This window comes from Mammaliicoccus sciuri, from assembly GCF_002901825.1.
Lineage (GTDB): Bacteria > Bacillota > Bacilli > Staphylococcales > Staphylococcaceae > Mammaliicoccus > Mammaliicoccus sciuri.
Window position 1 is genome coordinate 406,524 of the sequence record NZ_PPQD01000034.1, and the last position, 18,306, is coordinate 424,829.

At 32.2% G+C, this 18,306-nt stretch carries 19 protein-coding genes; all 19 read left to right on the forward strand.

The features are described 5' to 3' along the window. Positions 1–99: 99 nt before the first annotated feature. The 19 genes from CD035_RS13475 to CD035_RS13565 all read left to right on the forward strand — a co-directional run bounded on the left by CD035_RS13475 (position 100) and on the right by CD035_RS13565 (position 18,244). A complete protein-coding gene (locus tag CD035_RS13475; RefSeq protein WP_048539777.1) occupies positions 100–570 on the forward strand; it encodes a hypothetical protein in 471 nt (156 codons plus the stop codon). A 40-nt stretch (positions 571–610) separates the two neighbouring features. After that, positions 611–1,315, forward strand: a complete 705-nt coding sequence (locus CD035_RS13480) for a demethylmenaquinone methyltransferase (protein ID WP_048539778.1) — start codon at positions 611–613, stop codon at positions 1,313–1,315. A gap of 12 nt (positions 1,316–1,327) precedes the next feature. Continuing rightward, positions 1,328–2,290, forward strand: a complete 963-nt coding sequence (locus CD035_RS13485) for a polyprenyl synthetase family protein (protein ID WP_048539779.1) — start codon at positions 1,328–1,330, stop codon at positions 2,288–2,290. 75 nt (positions 2,291–2,365) lie between these two features. Continuing rightward, positions 2,366–2,818: a nucleoside-diphosphate kinase gene (ndk, locus tag CD035_RS13490; RefSeq protein WP_025907103.1), complete on the forward strand. Its 453-nt coding sequence runs from the start codon at positions 2,366–2,368 to the stop codon at positions 2,816–2,818. 678 nt (positions 2,819–3,496) lie between these two features. Beyond that, complete coding sequence (aroC, locus tag CD035_RS13495; RefSeq protein WP_048539780.1) at positions 3,497–4,663, forward strand: chorismate synthase; 1,167 nt, start codon at positions 3,497–3,499, stop codon at positions 4,661–4,663. Between the two features lie 8 nt (positions 4,664–4,671). After that, positions 4,672–5,745: a 3-dehydroquinate synthase gene (aroB, locus tag CD035_RS13500; protein ID WP_048539820.1), complete on the forward strand. Its 1,074-nt coding sequence runs from the start codon at positions 4,672–4,674 to the stop codon at positions 5,743–5,745. Between the two features lie 15 nt (positions 5,746–5,760). Then, a complete protein-coding gene (locus CD035_RS13505) occupies positions 5,761–6,999 on the forward strand; it encodes a tetratricopeptide repeat protein (RefSeq protein WP_025905474.1) in 1,239 nt (412 codons plus the stop codon). Between the two features lie 12 nt (positions 7,000–7,011). Beyond that, positions 7,012–7,548, forward strand: a complete 537-nt coding sequence (locus CD035_RS13510) for a YpiB family protein (protein ID WP_048539781.1) — start codon at positions 7,012–7,014, stop codon at positions 7,546–7,548. Beyond that, complete coding sequence (locus tag CD035_RS13515) at positions 7,548–7,979, forward strand: DUF2487 family protein (RefSeq protein WP_048539782.1); 432 nt, start codon at positions 7,548–7,550, stop codon at positions 7,977–7,979. The genes CD035_RS13510 and CD035_RS13515 overlap by 1 nt, the downstream gene beginning before the upstream one ends. A 346-nt stretch (positions 7,980–8,325) precedes the next feature. Then, entirely contained in the window at positions 8,326–8,829 is a 504-nt protein-coding gene (locus CD035_RS13520) for a ubiquinol-cytochrome c reductase iron-sulfur subunit (protein WP_037588153.1), read from the forward strand. Positions 8,830–8,842: 13 nt separating this feature from the next. Next, positions 8,843–9,517 (forward strand): menaquinol-cytochrome c reductase cytochrome b subunit, encoded by a 675-nt coding sequence (qcrB, locus tag CD035_RS13525; RefSeq protein ID WP_016912349.1) that lies wholly within the window; start codon positions 8,843–8,845, stop codon positions 9,515–9,517. A 37-nt stretch (positions 9,518–9,554) separates the two neighbouring features. Next, entirely contained in the window at positions 9,555–10,343 is a 789-nt protein-coding gene (locus CD035_RS13530) for a menaquinol-cytochrome c reductase cytochrome b/c subunit (protein WP_048539783.1), read from the forward strand. A 58-nt stretch (positions 10,344–10,401) separates the two neighbouring features. Continuing rightward, complete coding sequence (locus tag CD035_RS13535; protein WP_048539784.1) at positions 10,402–10,995, forward strand: DUF1405 domain-containing protein; 594 nt, start codon at positions 10,402–10,404, stop codon at positions 10,993–10,995. A gap of 53 nt (positions 10,996–11,048) precedes the next feature. After that, positions 11,049–11,735 (forward strand): zinc metallopeptidase, encoded by a 687-nt coding sequence (locus tag CD035_RS13540; RefSeq protein WP_037588148.1) that lies wholly within the window; start codon positions 11,049–11,051, stop codon positions 11,733–11,735. Positions 11,736–11,916: 181 nt separating this feature from the next. Then, positions 11,917–12,231 carry a nucleotide pyrophosphohydrolase gene (locus CD035_RS13545; RefSeq protein WP_048539785.1) on the forward strand — a complete coding sequence of 105 codons (315 nt, stop codon included), beginning with the start codon at positions 11,917–11,919 and terminating at the stop codon, positions 12,229–12,231. A gap of 19 nt (positions 12,232–12,250) precedes the next feature. Next, positions 12,251–13,372, forward strand: coding sequence for an N-acetyl-alpha-D-glucosaminyl L-malate synthase BshA (gene bshA / locus CD035_RS13550; protein ID WP_048539786.1), 1,122 nt, complete (start codon positions 12,251–12,253; stop codon positions 13,370–13,372). A gap of 1 nt (position 13,373) precedes the next feature. Next, positions 13,374–14,585, forward strand: coding sequence for a CCA tRNA nucleotidyltransferase (locus CD035_RS13555; RefSeq protein ID WP_048539787.1), 1,212 nt, complete (start codon positions 13,374–13,376; stop codon positions 14,583–14,585). Further along, positions 14,572–15,540, forward strand: coding sequence for a biotin--[acetyl-CoA-carboxylase] ligase (locus tag CD035_RS13560; protein ID WP_048539788.1), 969 nt, complete (start codon positions 14,572–14,574; stop codon positions 15,538–15,540). Before CD035_RS13555 ends, CD035_RS13560 begins: the two co-directional genes overlap by 14 nt. Positions 15,541–15,550: 10 nt before the next feature. After that, positions 15,551–18,244 (forward strand): helicase C-terminal domain-containing protein, encoded by a 2,694-nt coding sequence (locus CD035_RS13565; RefSeq protein ID WP_048539789.1) that lies wholly within the window; start codon positions 15,551–15,553, stop codon positions 18,242–18,244. The last annotated feature ends 62 nt before the right edge of the window (positions 18,245–18,306 follow it).

The following is an 18,306-nucleotide window of genomic DNA, read 5'->3' on the forward strand; positions in this document are numbered from 1 at the left end:
TTTTATTTGTCTTATTTCTTTATATGAAATGAATATATGCATTTTCAATTCATTTAACTTAGTGTTAAGATATATAGGTGATATTGTTGAGGTGATAAGATGGATAAAATTGAAAAAATTTATAAAAAAGATATTTCTAATTTGTTAAAAGGTGTAGAGAATAGTAATGTACCTGTAGTTAACCCAGTCATAGCTGACGTATTAGATGAAATGAACATCGATACTAATGCTAAATTAGCTACATTATCTATTGATGCCTCAATGCGCTTTTTAAATAGAATAGGCGAACCAACTGTTTCTAATCAAGATATCTTAATAGGTGATCTTGTTAGTGCATATTTTTATAAATGTGCTACATTAAATAAAGACCTCGTATTTTTAGATATTATGACTCAAGCAATTAGTAAACAAAATGAATTAAAACAAACGTTGGCTCATGATAAAATAAATCAAGATACAGCTATTATAAAAGAAATAGAATCAATCTTTATTACAACATTGATTGATTACTACAAAATTAATATGGATAAAGAAACTTTGAAAGATCAAATTTATGCATATTATTATTAATGAATAACTACATTTTTAAACTTAAAGGAATGAATAACTAGTGGATAATAAATCGAAATCAGAACACGTACATGAAGTTTTCCAAAATATATCAGGTAAATATGATACATTAAATAATATCATCAGCTTTGAGCAACATAAAAGATGGCGTAAATATACAATGAAACAAATGGATGTTAAGCCAGGTTCTAAAGCTTTAGATGTTTGCTGTGGAACTGCAGATTGGACTATTCAATTAAGTCACGCAGTTGGACCATATGGTGAAGTAGTAGGTATCGATTTTAGTGAGAATATGCTAGAAGTCGGTAAGAAGAAAACAGACAACATGGCAAATATTCATTTAATTCATGGTGATGCTATGAACTTACCATTCGAAGATAATGAATTTGATTATGTAACGATCGGATTCGGCTTACGAAACGTACCCGATTATAAACATGTCTTAAGTGAACTTAAAAGAGTCGTTAAACCAGGTGGTATGGTTGTTTGTTTAGAAACAAGTCAACCAACAATGCCAGTATTCAAACAATTATATAGATTTTATTTCAAAAATATCATGCCACTATTTGGTAAGATTTTTGCTAAATCTTTACAAGAATACAACTGGTTACAAGAATCTGCTGGAAACTTTCCTGGCAAAAAAGAATTAGCAGAAATGTTTGCTGATGTTGGTTACGAAAGAATTAAAGTAAAAAGCTTCACTGGCGGCGTTTCAGCAATGCATTTAGCTTACAAACCTAAATAACAAGGTGATTACATGTATGACAAAACTAAAATTCATATAAATAAAGAAGTAAAAGAAATAGAAAAACAATTGAATAGTTATATAAATAGTGAACAAAACACTATAAACGAAGCTTGCCAATATTTATTAACTTCTGGTGGTAAACGTATACGACCATTATTCACTTTAATTGCAAGTCAATTTGGTGAGCATTATTCAAGAGATGTAATCACTGTAGCAACTACATTAGAGCTTATACATATGGCCAGTTTAGTTCATGATGATGTCATTGATAAAAGTGACAAAAGAAGAGGTAAGCCAACTATAGCAAAGAAGTGGGATGTGCAAACTGCAGTTATTACAGGTAATTATTTATTATCACAATCTTTAAATGCAGTTAGTCAAATAGAACATCCAAAGCTTCATGAACAACTAGCAAATGGTATTATCGAAGTATGTCGTGGAGAACTATTTCAATTCGAAGATCAATTCGTTTCCAATCAATCAATAACAAATTATCTACGCAGAATTAAACGTAAGACCGCACTGCTTATTTCACTGTCTACAGAATTAGGTGCGTACGCTGCACGTGCAGATGATGAAACTGTGAACAAGTTAACTAAAATTGGATATTATATTGGTATGAGTTATCAAATAGTAGATGACATCCTAGATTTTACGAGTACTGAAAAGAAACTCGGTAAACCAGTTGGATCTGATTTAAGAAACGGACATTTAACTTTACCAGTCTTATTAAGAATGAAAAATTCAATAGATTTTAAAGCAAGCATTAATGAACTACAACCTGATAGTCCTTCAGAGGTATTTGACAGATTAGTACAAGAAATTATTGCGTCACCAGAATTACAAAAATCTAAAGAAGTGAGTAACCATTATTTACAAAAAGCAGAAAATTTAATTGATACATTAAATAATGAATCAGGGAAAAAAATGCTATTGGAAATAATTGTGAAAATAAGAGATAGAAACCACTAGAAAGCGCTTGCAAGTATGCGTAGTCAATGATAAACTTATCTTGGATTTACATAAAACAAAGGTAGGGATTACGCAATGGAAAGAACTTTTTTAATGATTAAACCTGATGCAGTACAAAGAAACTTAATCGGTGAAGTCGTTTCACGATTAGAAAGAAAAGGCTTGAAATTAGTTGCAGCTAAATTATTCCAAGCTAATGAAGAATTAGCTAAAGAACATTATGCTGAACATGTTGAGAAACCTTTCTTCAATGATTTAGTAAGCTTTATTACATCAGGACCAGTATTTGCAATGGTAGTAGAAGGTAAGAATGTAGTAGAAGTAACAAGAACACTTGTTGGTGAAACAAACCCTACTAAAGCAGCGCCAGGTACAATAAGAGGGGATTATGGTATCGACTTAGGCAGAAACATTATTCATGGATCAGATTCAAACGAATCAGCAGAACGTGAAATTGGTCTCTGGTTTGATCAATCAGAACTAAATGATTATAAATTAAACAATGAAAATTGGGTTTACGAAAAATAAATACAATAGAGAAGTAGTTCAACGAGAATTTGTTGAACTACTTTTTTTATAAATGTGGAAGTTCGTATTGTGGGGTATTGGCTGAAATTCGCATGGGTTCGCGGATTGTTGACGGGTATTCTCGGGGCGGTGATTGGAATTCGCGTGCGTTATGAGTACTTCTGGCTATACTTGTTCATAACGGGGGTTGTTGGTTACAAAAATTGGCCGAAGTGTTACTATGGACAGCCTTAGTTACAAAACTCGGCTGAAGTGTTACTATGGACCGCCTTAATTACAAAACTCGGCTGAAATGTTACTATGGACAGCCTTAGTTACAAAACTCAGCTGAAGTGTTACTATGGACCGTCATAGTTACAAAACTCGGCCGAAGTGTTACTATGGACAGCCTTAGTTACAAAACTACTGAGAATTGTAATTACTGGTCTCCTTATTTGCACTTCTTGCCAAATCTGCTAATAACGGCATCCAGTATTACCACCTCACAACCAACATACTTATAACGGCACCCTTATTTTTACACCATAACCGACATGCTCTAAACAACATAAAATTCATACTTATTTAAAATCAAAAAAATCTAAAACTTTATTAAACTATTCGTCTGTTTTTGTTAATTTAACGCGCTAAATATGATATGATTAATTTTATATTTAATTAACAGTAGGGAGAGATAATATGCGTTACTTAACATCTGGTGAATCACATGGACCACAACTAACTGTCATTATAGAAGGTGTACCAGCAAACTTGAAAATTGACGTAAACGAGATTAATGAAGAAATGTTTAAACGTCAAGGTGGATATGGACGCGGTCGTCGTATGCAAATTGAAAAAGATTCTGTAGAAATCGTTTCAGGTGTGAGACATGGTTATACATTAGGTAGCCCTATTACACTCATCGTTAAGAATGATGATTTTAAACATTGGAGAAAAATTATGGGCGCTGACCCATTAACTGAAGAAGAATTAGAAAATATGAAAAGAGTTATCACTAAACCTAGACCTGGCCATGCCGATTTAGTTGGTGGTATGAAATATAATCATAGAGATTTAAGAAATGTACTTGAACGTTCTTCTGCTCGTGAAACAGCTGCAAGAGTTGCTGTCGGTGCAGTTTCTAAAATTTTATTAAAAGCTTTAGACATTGAAATTTATTCAAGAGTTATTGAAATTGGTGGCGTTAAAGACGATTATGAATATACACTTGAAGAAGTCAAACAAAATATTGATCATAATGACGTACGTTGTATTAATGATGAAGTAGCTGAAAAAATGAGAAATCGTATTGATGAAGCTAAAAAAGACGGTGATTCAATCGGTGGTATCGTAGAAGTAGTCGTTGAAAATATGCCTGCTGGAATTGGAAGTTATGTTCATTATGACCGCAAACTTGATGGTCGTTTAGCTCAAGCAGTCGTAAGTATTAATGCATTTAAAGGTGTTAGTTTCGGTGAAGGCTTTAAAGCTGCTGAAAAACCAGGTAGTGAAATACAAGACGAGATTGCTTACGATAGTGAAATTGGATACCATCGTTTATCTAATCACTTAGGTGGACTTGAAGGCGGAATGTCAAATGGAATGCCAATCGTCATCAATGGTGTTATGAAGCCAATACCAACATTATATAAACCATTAAACTCTGTAGATATTGATTCTAAAGATAGCTTTAAAGCGACAATTGAAAGATCAGATAGTTGTGCTGTTCCTGCTGCAAGTGTTGTTTGTGAAAATGTTATCGCATTTGAAGTTGCAAAAGCTTTAACTGAAGAATACCAATCTAATCACATTGACCAATTACAAGAAGCTATCAAGAATCATCGTAATTGGAACTTAAACTTCTAGGTGATGAAATGATTTTTGAAACAACATATACTAACAACAACTATCCGATAATATTAAAGCAGAACGCACTAGCTGAACTTAATCAATATCTTAAAGCAGATGAACAAAATATTGTATTAATTGACCAAGATGTTTATAGATTTCATAAAGAATATATTAAGTCGCATCTTCAAGACCAAGATATTAAATTTTTAACAGTTATGAGTGGTGAAGCTTGTAAGCAAATGTCATATTTTGAATCGCTAAGCGAAAAGCTATTATCAATGAATATCACAAGACAATCTCAACTCATCGCTATCGGTGGTGGTGCAACCGGAGACTTTGTTGGTTTTCTAGCTGCAACTTTGTTACGTGGCATTGATTTTATACAAGTTCCTACAACACTTTTAGCACACGATTCAGCAATCGGTGGAAAAGTGGGCATTAATGCATCGGTCGGTAAAAATTTAATCGGTGCATTTCATAGACCACGTGCTGTTATATATGATATAAATTTCCTAGAAACATTGCCACATATTGAAATACGTAGTGGGTATGGTGAAATATTTAAACATGCCATTTTAAATAGTGAAGCTGACACACTTCATTTAATGGATGTTTATCCTTCTATAAAAGAATTAGCGCAATTGAAAAATATAGAAGATTATTTAAAAATGGGCATCGAAACTAAATTAAAAATTGTAATTGAAGATGAATTTGAAGGTGGCGTACGTAAACATTTAAATTTAGGACACACTTTTGGACACGGTCTAGAATACTTAACAAAAATTGCTCACGGTGAAGCTGTAATGATCGGTATTCTTTTCCAGAAAGTGATAAATAAAAATAGAAATATGTACGATAACACATCAAGTGTTCATCTGTTCATTAATTATTTAAAAGAATTAGGTTACCCATTAAACATCTTAAATCATGCTGATATTGAACAAATTTTTGAATATATGAAAAAAGATAAAAAGAATATTGGACAAACGATTCAAATGGTTTTACAAAATGGTGAAGCTTCATTTACAATTGAATCCGTTTCTAAAGAAGAAGTATTAGATGCATTTAAAGAACTTAAATCTCTAATAAATGAATAGAAGGAGTCCTTTAACATGGAAGATGTATATAAAGTAATTGACGATATTCACATGAAGAATATCGAACATTTAGATGAGAAAGTAAACAGAGTTCTACAATCTGACGATCACGACGCATTATTTATGTTAGGCGAAACATTATACAAATACGGTATTGTCGATCAAGGCGTTAAAATATTCGAAGAACTTTATTTACTTTATCCAGATGAAAATGAATTGCTTGTTTATTATATAGAAGGGCTAATTGACCAAAACGACTTAGATAAAGCGCATGAAGTATTGTATAACAGCCCACATTCTACAGAGAAGTTAATGCTTGAGGCTGATTTATACCAACAACAAGGCTTATTCGAAGTAGGAATTGAGAAATTGATTGAAGCAAAAGAAATGGAACCAGATGATATTGTCATTACATTCGCTTTAGCTGAAATGTACTATTATGATGGTCAATATTTAAAAGCAATTTCTAACTATGAAACAATCACACAAACTGGTGAAGATATTATTAATGGTATTTCGATTTATGCACGTATGGCAGACGCAAGTTTACAAAGTGGTGCATACGAAGAAGCAATCAAATATTATGAAAATGTATCTGAAATGGATATGACAGCTGAAGATTATTTCAAACAAGCAATTAGTTATCAAAAAAATGACTTAACAAGAGAAGCGATAAAGCAACTTGAAAAGTTATTACAAAAAGACCCAGACTTTATGCAAGCTTACCATTACTTATTGCAAATTTATGAATCAGAAAAAGATTATGAAAAAGCAATAGAAATTGGTAAAGAAGGGCTTCGTTTAAACGCATATTATAAAGAACTTATGACAGATACTGCTAGACTGATGTTAACAACAAATGATGAGCATGGTGCAATTCTGTTACAAGATGCATTAACAGTTGATCCTTCTTATACTGAAGCTGCCATTATACTTGCTGATTATTATCGAGAAAAAGATAATATAACAGGTCTTATTAATTTATTAACGTATGTTGATCATGAAGATATAGACCCTGTAGTAGCTTGGCATGTTGCATATGCATTCGGTGAAGAAGAAAGAGATAAAGAAGCTCAACACTTCTACGAATTAGCATATCCAGATTTAACACAAAATATTGATTTCTTAAACGACTATTACCATTACTTAATTGAAATCGGTCATGTCGATAACGCTAAAAATATATTAGAATCTGTTCGCAAACTTGATCCTGAAAATCCATATTGGGACCAAGAATACGAAAGATTATTATAAGTAGGGTTAATTATGAATCATACATGGTTAAATTATGAAAAACAGCGATTTATTGAATATATTCTATATCAATACGATTTTAAAATTGCTGAAAGTGTATGGATATTAAATTTATTAAAAAGTAGCCCTAAATATTTATCTAACATTTCATTCGTCAATGAATTTTCAGATGAACGCATACTGTCCATTAGTACCGAGCAATCTAAACAACTGCCTTTACTTTATTGCAAAGATCGTTTCTGTATAGAAGATGGTCGTCAAATCTTCCACGATATCAGACTGGATAATACGCATTTAAATGTACTTTTATATTTGAACAGAAATGATGATCGACTGAATAAGTTGTTGTTGTTACAAATGCTTGTTGATTATTATGGAGATGATAAAGATATTCGTGCTTTAAATAATAACAATACACACGGACTAGAACATTGGCGTAAACTCATCAGTAATGAAATAGATAAATCTTTAGATAATAACGATCAAGACATGTTTATAGAAATGTCTAAAATATTACAATTCATTAATGAGTTGGAGGAACATCGATAATGTTATTTAATCATGTTGACTTAAAAGAATTAAAAAACAACTTAGAATATATCGATACAGCCATCATACCTGTATCAAATATTGATATGAATCATCAATTATTAACATCATGCGACCAAAATGAAACAGTTCAACTTGTTGGCATGTTAGCAGAAAAACAGTTTAAAGGTAGATTACTACTTACACCAACATTTTTCACAAGTGGTAACCAGTACGATCACGTCGTATCTTTTATTCAAAGTTTAAAAGATTATGGCTTGAACAATATAATTATTTTAAGTAGTGATCAAGTAGAACTGAACGACGATCACGAATTGTATAAAGTAAACACGATTCCAATGGGTGACTTAGACGATGATATGAAACGCACACTCATTGAAGATGAAGTTAAACAATTTATGAAGTTTATCATTAGAACCTGGAATAAATAATAGGTAGCTGCACGATATCTCGTAGTCTTCGTGCGATAATAACCAACTTCTAGATAACTTCACATCATAATAACCGTAACAAATCTTATTGAGTTAAGATTTGTTACGGTTTTTTATTACAAAAACACATTTGTCCTTTCTATGTGGAAAACAGGGTTATTTTCACAGTTTTTATGCTATATTTTCTCCTTCATAATAAAGCCTTTTCATTTTTTTGAAAATTCCTAGATAAAAGGTTAATAAATAAACATTTAAATTGTGACAAAGCGTTGACCGTCTTGAAATAATAGGCTAAAATTAAGTTGTCCTAGTTATAAAAGAACGATTAATAGAGGGGGGAATCTAAATGAGCCAACGTGTCACACGACGCCAATTTTTAAACTATTCATTGATGGGTGTTGGGTCATTTATGGCTGCTGGTATGATTTTACCTATGGGTAGATTTGCGCTTGATCCTGTATTCAAAGCTGATGCACAAGGCGATTTGATTGCTACAGGCGTAAAGGAGTCAGAACTTGGTAAAGAGCCTATTAAAGTGGACTTTAAATTCGAGCAAGAAGATGCTTGGTACACAAGTGAAGTTACAGAATTTGCTTGGGTATACAAAGACGGAAATGAAATCGTAGCATTATCACCAGTCTGTAAACATTTAGGATGTACAGTACAGTGGAATGGCGATAAATCAAATCCTAATCAATTCTATTGTCCATGTCATAACGGTCGTTATGAAAAGAACGGTAAGAATATTCCAGGTACGCCGCCATTAGCACCACTTGATCAATACGAAGTAAAAGTTAAAGGTGGCATTATTCAAATCGGTAAAAAGCACGAGAACGAATTAGCTAAATAAGGAGGGATTAACAATGATAGATAAAATCTATGATTGGGTCGATGACAGACTTGATATTACACCAATTTGGCGAGATATTGCTGATCATGAGGTGCCAGAGCATGTTAACCCTGCTTATCACTTTTCAGCTTTCGTTTATTGTTTTGGTGGTCTAACGTTTTTCATTACAGTTATACAAGTTTTATCAGGCATGTTTTTAACGATGTACTATGTTCCAGATATCGTTAATGCATGGAAATCAGTTTACTATCTACAACACGATGTAGCTGCTGGTGTTATCGTACGTGGTATGCACCATTGGGGAGCAAGTTTAGTAGTAGTAATGATGTTTTTACATACACTTCGTGTATTCTTTACAGGATCTTATAAACAACCTAGAGAATTAAACTGGGTTGTCGGTGTATTAATATTCTTCGTAATGCTTGGATTAAGTTTTACTGGTTATTTATTACCATGGGATATGAAAGCACTATTCGCAACAAAAGTAGGTTTACAAATTGCAGAATCTGTTCCTATCATTGGGCCGTGGGTTAAGACATTACTAGCAGGGGATGCAGAGATAGTTGGTGCACAAACTCTAACTCGTTTCTTTGCGATACATGTATTCTTCCTACCAGCTGCACTATTCGCGTTACTAGCAGCACACTTTATAATGATCAGAAAACAAGGTATTTCAGGTCCACTATAAAATTAACGTGAATAAATGAAAAAGGAGGTCATGCGACATGCATCGCGGTAAAGGGATGAAGTTTGTTGGTGATTCAAGAATAAAGTCATACGACAAACCGAAATTAAATCGAGATTATTCAGAATTTCCAGGTCGTACAGAAAGTTTCTGGCCTGACTTTCTATTAAAAGAATGGATGACTGGTGCGGTATTCTTAATCGCTTATTTATGTTTAACAGTCGCTCATCCATCGCCACTTGAACGTGTGGCAGATCCATCTGATACTGGTTATACACCATTACCAGACTGGTATTTCTTATTCTTATATCAAATACTTAAATATTCATTCGCATCTGGTCCTTATAACACATTCGGAGCAATTATCTTACCAGGTATCGCATTCGGTGCTTTATTATTAGCACCTTGGTTAGATAGAGGCCCTGAACGTAAATGGACAAAGAGACCATTTGCTTCTGGATTTATGTTAATCGCAATTGCAATCTTATTCTATACAACATGGGAATCAAGTTATTACCATGATTGGAAACAACAAGCTAAACAAGGTGAAATCGTCTTCTCTAACTTAGACAAGTCAGACCCAGTTTATACTGACATCATTAAGTCAAACTGTACAAGTTGTCACGGTGGTGAGTTAACGGGTGGACAAGGTCCAAACCTAGTTGAATCGAAATTACCTAAAGATGGCGTTAAAGGATTCGTAGAAAATGGTGCAGGTAAAATGCCTAGCTTTAAAGACACCCTTTCTAAAGATGAAATTGACAAAGTTGCTAAATACGTTTCTAATTTACATGAAACAGATGCAAACGGTAAAGAATTGAAAAAATAATTAAATTTGAGCCTGGGGCATATGACGTGCCCTGGGCTCTTTTCAAAGGAGTAATAAAATGGAATTTTGGAGATATGTAATGGGCCAGAAATCTATTCTCATTACGCTATTTATTGCAAATCTTCTCGGCACCATTTACGGATACATATGGTATGGCAGTCAATTACTTGATAGCAAATGGTACTTTTGGCCATTTATACCCGATAGTCCAACAGCAACTTTATTCTTAGTGATTGCGATTGCTGCAATCTATTTCAATAAACATTTAGGGTTGTTTGAATGTTTAGCATTTATTACATTAATTAAATATGGTGTATGGGCGGTTATTATGAATATATTTGTAATGATTCATTACGATCAACTTGTTCCAATGGCCATTATGCTCATGACTTCACACGGTATCATGGCTATACAAGCATTGATGTTCTATCCTTTATTCAATATTAAAAAGTGGCATATTGTTGTAACAATGATTTGGGTATTTCACAATGATGTTATTGATTACGTGTATCATCAATATCCCGTTTATAGTATGTTAAGCCAATATGAATCACATATAGGATACTTTGCTTTTTGGCTAAGCGTTATTGCTTTTCTGTTATTACTATATTTCCAAAAAAACATCAAATTACGTTCAAAATATTTGACGTAAGAGCCGTCACTCCGTAATATAATAAATAACAGGGATAAAAAGGAGGAAGTTATTTGTTTTCATATATCATATATTTTATTATCATTATGATTGTCCCTATGTACTTCCAATTTAGAGTAAAATCAACTTACAATAAATACTCAAGAGTACGTTCAACAAGTGGGAAGACGGGTAAACAAGTTGCAGAAGAAATTTTAGCTGCAAATGGAATTCATGATGTAGAAGTGTTACAAGGTGAAGGATTCTTATCAGATCATTTTGATCCAACTAAGAAACGTGTCGTATTATCACCTGCAAACTATCAACAACCAAGTGTTGCGGGGACAGCAATTGCAGCACATGAAGTAGGACATGCTATTCAACATGCTCAAGGATATGGTTTCCTTAAATTTAGATCAGCGCTTTTACCGCTTGCTAATTTAGGAAGTTCGTTATCATACATTATCATTTTAGCTGGTATCGTATTAACAGCAATGAGTAGTACATTCGGTACAACATTATTATGGGTTGGTATTGTATTTATGTCATTCGCTGTATTATTCTCGATCATCACATTACCAGTTGAATTCGATGCAAGTAAACGGGCAATGCGACAAATTGAAAAATTAAATATCGTTAACCAACAAGAATATAGACATGCTAAAAAAGTATTATCTGCAGCTGCTATGACATACGTTGCAGCAACAGCTGTAGCCGTAGCTGAATTAGCAAGATTTATTCTGATGGCACGTAACAATTAATGAAATCATTTTAATACCAATAAAGTCTTTAGACTTTGTTGGTATTTTTTATTTTATAAATATTTATGAGGTTTGTACTTATAAGCTTATTACGTTGTCATTATGCATGATTATCATATATAATTTTATTATGTGAGTTCTTTTATATAGAGATATAAAAGATAGGTGAGGAGGAAGTTTTATGGACATGAAAGAGATGCAACATGAAGTTGATCAATATATTTCTCAGTTTAAAACAGGTTATTTTTCGCCTTTAGCAAATTTAGCAAGATTAACAGAAGAAGTTGGAGAACTAGCTAGAGAAATTAATCATAGTCATGGTGAAAAGAAAAAGAAACCAACAGAAGAAGACAATACAATAGAAGCTGAATTAGGTGATAATTTATTCGTCTTAATTTGTTTAGCAAATTCTTTAGATATAGATTTAAATAAAAGTTTCCAAGATACAATGAATAAATTCAATGTAAGAGATAAAGATAGATTTGAACGTAAATAAGTCATAATGGAGGATTAATATGAAAATCGGTATAACTTGTTATCCATCAATGGGGGGCTCAGGTATTGTTGCAACTGAGCTTGGTTTGGAAATGGCAAAAAGAGGTCATGAAATCCACTTTATTACTTCTAATATGCCTTTTAGAATGAGAGAGCCTGTTCCAAACGTAACATTTCATCAAGTTGACGTAAATCAATATTCTGTATTCCAATATCCACCATATGATATTACATTAAGTGCAAAAATTGCAGACGTCATTAACGATTACGACTTGGATATATTACATATGCACTATGCCGTTCCGCATGCGATTTGTGGTATTTTAGCGCGCCAAATATCCGGAAAAGATGTCAAAATCATGACGACTCTGCATGGAACAGATATTACAGTATTAGGTTATGATACATCATTACAAAGTGCCATTCGATTCGGTATTGAAAAGAGTGACGTTGTGACAAGTGTCAGTGATAGTCTTAAACAAGAAACATACGACATTATAGAACCTGATAAAGAAATCAAAACAATATACAATTTTGTGCAGGAAGAAAGTTTCCCACAAATTTATAATACAGATTTAAGAAGCCGTTATGGTATAGAAGAAGATGAAAAAGTCATCACATTTGTATCAAACTTTAGAAAAGTTAAACGCGTACCAGATGTCGTTGATACTTTCTACAAAGTTAACAAACAAATTAAATCTAAATTATTACTGATAGGTGATGGTCCTGAATTACAAGTGGCAAGAGAACAAATTAAACAACTTAATATTGAAGACCAAGTTCTATTTTTAGGTAAACAAGATGAAGTGAATATCTTCTATCAAATGTCTGATTTAACGTTGTTATTAAGTGAAAAAGAAAGCTTTGGACTTGTATTGCTTGAAGCTATGCTTACAGGTGTCGTGCCGATTGGTACTAATGCAGGTGGTATTAAAGAAGTCATTAAAAACGGTGAAACAGGTTATACGGTTGACGTCGGTGATACGGATAAAGCGAGTGAATATGCGGTTAAATTATTAACAGATTCAGAACTTTATCACAAAATGCAAAGTGCTATGATTCAAGATGTTCGTGAAAGATTCTCATCTAAAGTGATTGCAGATCAATACGAAGCTTGCTACAACGATATGTTAGGAGAATAATATGCGTGAATATCAAGTATTTGAAGATGCGAAATGGATAATTGAAACACTTGAATGTAATGGACATCAAGCATATTTTGTCGGTGGTTCTGTAAGAGACTATTTAATGGAGAAAGAAATTTCAGACGTTGATATCACAACGAGTGCTTTACCTGATGAAGTTGAACAATTATTTGATAAGACTTTACCAATAGGCAAAGAGCACGGCACGATGATTGTAATGGGTGAAAATCAACAGTTTGAAGTCACAACATTTAGAAAAGACGGGGATTATGTTGATCATAGACGGCCAGCATCTGTTCAATTTGTAACGGATTTATATGAAGACGTAGCAAGAAGAGATTTCACAATGAATGCTATCGCTATGGATAAGTCTTATCAACTTCACGATTATTTCAACGGGCTAAACGATATACAATCCAAAATCATAAAAGCAGTCGGAACACCTATTGATCGAATGGAAGAAGACGCATTACGTATTATGAGAGGTGTAAGATTCCAAGCACAGACTGGCTTTGCACTTGATCACGATACTAAAGATGCCATGCATCAAACAGCACATTCTTTAAATGCCATCGCAATTGAAAGAATTGTTGTTGAACTTAAAAAAATGATTCAAGGTAAATATATTCATGATACAAAAAAGACCGCTCATGAACTAGAAATATTTAAATGTATACCTTTTTTCAAAGAAATCAACCAAACTAATATCTTCATGCCAGAACATGCCCATTTCAATTTATGGGTTGCTGCATTATGTTATTTATACGAATTAGATTTAACAAGCTTGAACAGTTTGAAAATCAGTAATCAAGAAAAGCGCGATATCTCATCATACCATCAATTATTGATATCACTTTCTGAAAATAACATTTCAAAGCAAGATATGATTCATCTCGTATATACGTATCATCGCGATAAAATGAAAGAAATCATTCACTTTATTTCCGAGCATAATGCACAACTGAATATCTCTATACATCCTACAATTATGAATGACCGTGTAATTGATGAAATATATGATAAACTACCTATATATGATAAATCAGAATTACAAATTAACGGTCAAATATTGATGGCTACATTTAATAAAAAAGGTGGACCATGGATTAAAGATATTTTAAATAAAGTTGAACAAGCTGTCATTAACCATAAAGTATATAACACAGAAAATGATTTAATAGAATGGGTGCGAGAGAATGTCAAAATATAAACATGAAATTATTAAATATTTATATCAAAATAATGAATATTTGTCAGGACAACATATAGCTGAAACGTTAAATTGTTCACGTGTAACAGTTAAAAAAGTCATCGATCAATTGAGAAAAGAAGGCTTTGAAATTGAGTCTATTTCTAATAAAGGGTATAAAATCTCAGAAATCCCTTTAACTTGGCAAGAAGACATTGTGAATATTACACTTCAAGATCAAAGTATATTGAATCTCGCTATTGTTCAAACACAAGTGGATTCAACACAATTGTTAGCCAAGTCTCGTGTTAATGAGATTGATCAAGACTTTATTGTTTTGAGTGATGAACAAACAAATGGAAGAGGGCGTTTCCAAAGAGAATGGTCATCTCTTAAAAGTAAAGGGCTTTGGATGTCAGTTGTATTACGCCCAGATATACCAATTCAAAGAATGTCGACTTTTAATCTCTTTATAAGTCTTGCAATTCAAGAAGTTATGGAACAGCATTATGACATTCAAAGTAAAATTAAATGGCCAAATGATATTTATATAGGCGATAAAAAAGTTTGTGGCTTTTTAACAGAAATGATTGCAGATACGGATAGCGTCAATGCGATTATTTGTGGAATTGGTATTAATTTAAACCAAACACAAGAAGATTTCGATCATGCTGGTCAATCGCGTGCGACAAGCTTAAAAATAGAAAACGAACAATCAATAGAACCTTATCAATTTTTAAAATTATTAATTGAAGCCATTGAACTGAGGTACAATCAATTTTTAGAATTACCATTCAGTGAAATCAAAGAGTTATATAAAACTAAAAGTATGATTTGGGACAAAAAATTAACTTATACAGAAGGTAAAAAACAAGTATTTGGTCGAGCAATTGATATACAAGATAATGGGTTCTTAACCGTGATATCTGATGATGGTCAATTACACCAATTTATGAGTGCAGATATCGAAATATAGGAGAGATAATATGGCGCAAAGATACGCTGTTGTAGATTTAGAAACAACTGGAAACCAAATTCAATATGATGAAATTATACAAATTGGGATAACATTTATAGAAAATAACCAAATTATCGATACATATCATTCATATGTGAAAACGGATTTGGAAATTCCATCTTTCATCCAAGCCTTAACCAATATAAATGAATTAGACTTAGAAGAAGCTCCATACTTCGAAGAGATTAGTCAATCTTTATTTAACTTGTTGAAAGATTGTGTATTTGTCGCGCATAATGTTCTATTTGATTTAAACTTTCTCAAATCCCATTTCGAAAAGCATCAAATACAATTTGAACCTAAATTAACTATTGATACGATGGAATTGTTTAAAATCGCATTTCCAAACGAAGAAAGTTATCAGTTAAGTGAATTAAGTCAATCGTTACAAGTTGATTTAAACCAAGCGCATAGTGCTTATGAGGATGCTAAAGCAACTGCACTATTGTTAATTAAAGCCATAAAAAAAATAAATAGTCTTCCGATTGATACCATTAAACAACTTTATTATTTATCTAAATCGTTAAAGCATGATTTAAAAGACGTTCTATTTGAACTTGTAAGAACACATCAAGGTTCTGAAACGCATAATCGCAATATTAAAAAGTACCAGAACATCCATTATTTAAAGCAAATGCCTATACGTCATTCAAGCGATCGAACATCCATTACGCTTGATGAAGCTTATGATAGAATACTTAAAACATTTAACTTCGATTATCGTAAAGAACAATATCAACTCGTTCAGCAATTGTTTGATTCTTTAATGCATAATGAGAATGCTTTGATTGAAGCACCACTTGGAAGCGGGAAATCAATGAGCTTTGTGCTCGCTGCATTATTGTATTATTTAGAGACAGGTGAGCACATTCTCGTTTCAACACATACGAAGTTACTTCAAAATCAACTTTTAGAACAAGAATTTAATAAAGTCTTAAATGCATTAGATTTAGACTTAAAAGCAATGATTATTAAAAGTAAAGATCATTATATTTCGCTAGGTTTAATCTTGAATATATTACAAGATGATACAGACAACTATGAAGCGACAATTTTAAAAATGCAGTTGCTTGTATGGATTCTTGAAACTGAAACAGGTGACATTGAAGAGCTCCATCTTAAAGGCGGTCAAAAAGTCTTCTTTGAACAAAAACGCACGACTTATGTACCGTTTAAGAATGATATACATTACTATCAATTTATTAAAGAAAGTGCACAACATGTAGAAATTGGTATTACGAATCATGCACACTTGTTACAGCATAGTACAGAAGATACGGTATATCAATTGTTCAAACATATTATTGTTGATGAAGCACACCGCATTCAAGATTACGCACTTAACCAAGTGACAGATGATTTAAGTTACCAACATATTAAATATCATCTCGGTTTATTAGGTAAAAATGAGCAAGAAAAATTATTTAAACGATTAGATAAATTAGAAAATAGAAGAGTCATAGAGCAATACCCAATTGAACCAATTGATATTTATCAATTGAAGCGTGATATTGATTTACTGCATGAACAAAACGAACAACTATTTGATGATTTAATGGCTCAAATTTCAGATAAGCATCAAGAATCTCATGAAGATGACAAACAAATACATTACTTCTATGATATTGATGTCGCGAATATATCTGAAATATTTAAACGACAAATTAGTACAATCAACCAAATATTATCTAGATTTAAATCATACTCACATGCACATGTAAAAGCATTCAAGAAAGAGTTAATTTATATCTATCATCAATATACTAAAATTTATAACATGATTAAGTCTGGTCAAGTGCCATTCGTATCCATTAAGAAAATTTCTCAGAAATCTACACTTTCACTCTTTGTTAAAAAAGCAGAAGTAAAAGATTTATTGAATGAAGTGTTTATTGAACAATTCAATAGCAATATTTTCATTTCAGGAACATTAACCGTTAATCATTCATTTACATCATTTAAATCCATGTTTCCTGAAGACATTCAATTTAACACGTATTATTTAAATGATATTTATGACTTAAAAAATCAAGCAACATGTTTTGTACCGCAAAATATGCCAACTTATCAATATCATCAACAAGATGACTATATTGAAACGATTATTAGTTATTTATCTACATTTGTTAGTGAAACCAATCAAAAATGTTTAGTACTGTTTACGAATTATTCTATGTTGTATCAAGCATACCGATATATGGAAGAACTTGAAATATTTGATGATTATGTCGTATTGATGCAGCAACAACATTCACACGTGTATAAACTCGTACAACAGTTTAACCAATTTGATAAAACCATTTTACTTGGCACTTTATCATTTTTTGAAGGGTTTGATTACCAATCTTCAGGTATTAAATGTGTCATGATGACGAAATTACCATTTATACATCAAGATGATCCACGATACCATTTAATGAAAGATGAATTTGACAATCCCTTTAAAGACTTTGTCTTACCAGACGCAGTAACTAAGTTCAGACAAGGCATTGGTCGATTAATTCGAAACAAGCATGACCAAGGTTTATTAATTTGTTTCGATAGAAGAATACTAGATAGTAATTACAGTAAATATTTCATAAATGCTTTAGGTGAAATACCTGTTATTGAAGGCGATTTAAATAAATTCCAAGATAAACTAAGAAAATATCCAAACAGATAGCAGTTGTATGCATAATTTGATAAAATAACTATAGGTAATTTATTTGAATAGGAGAAATAATA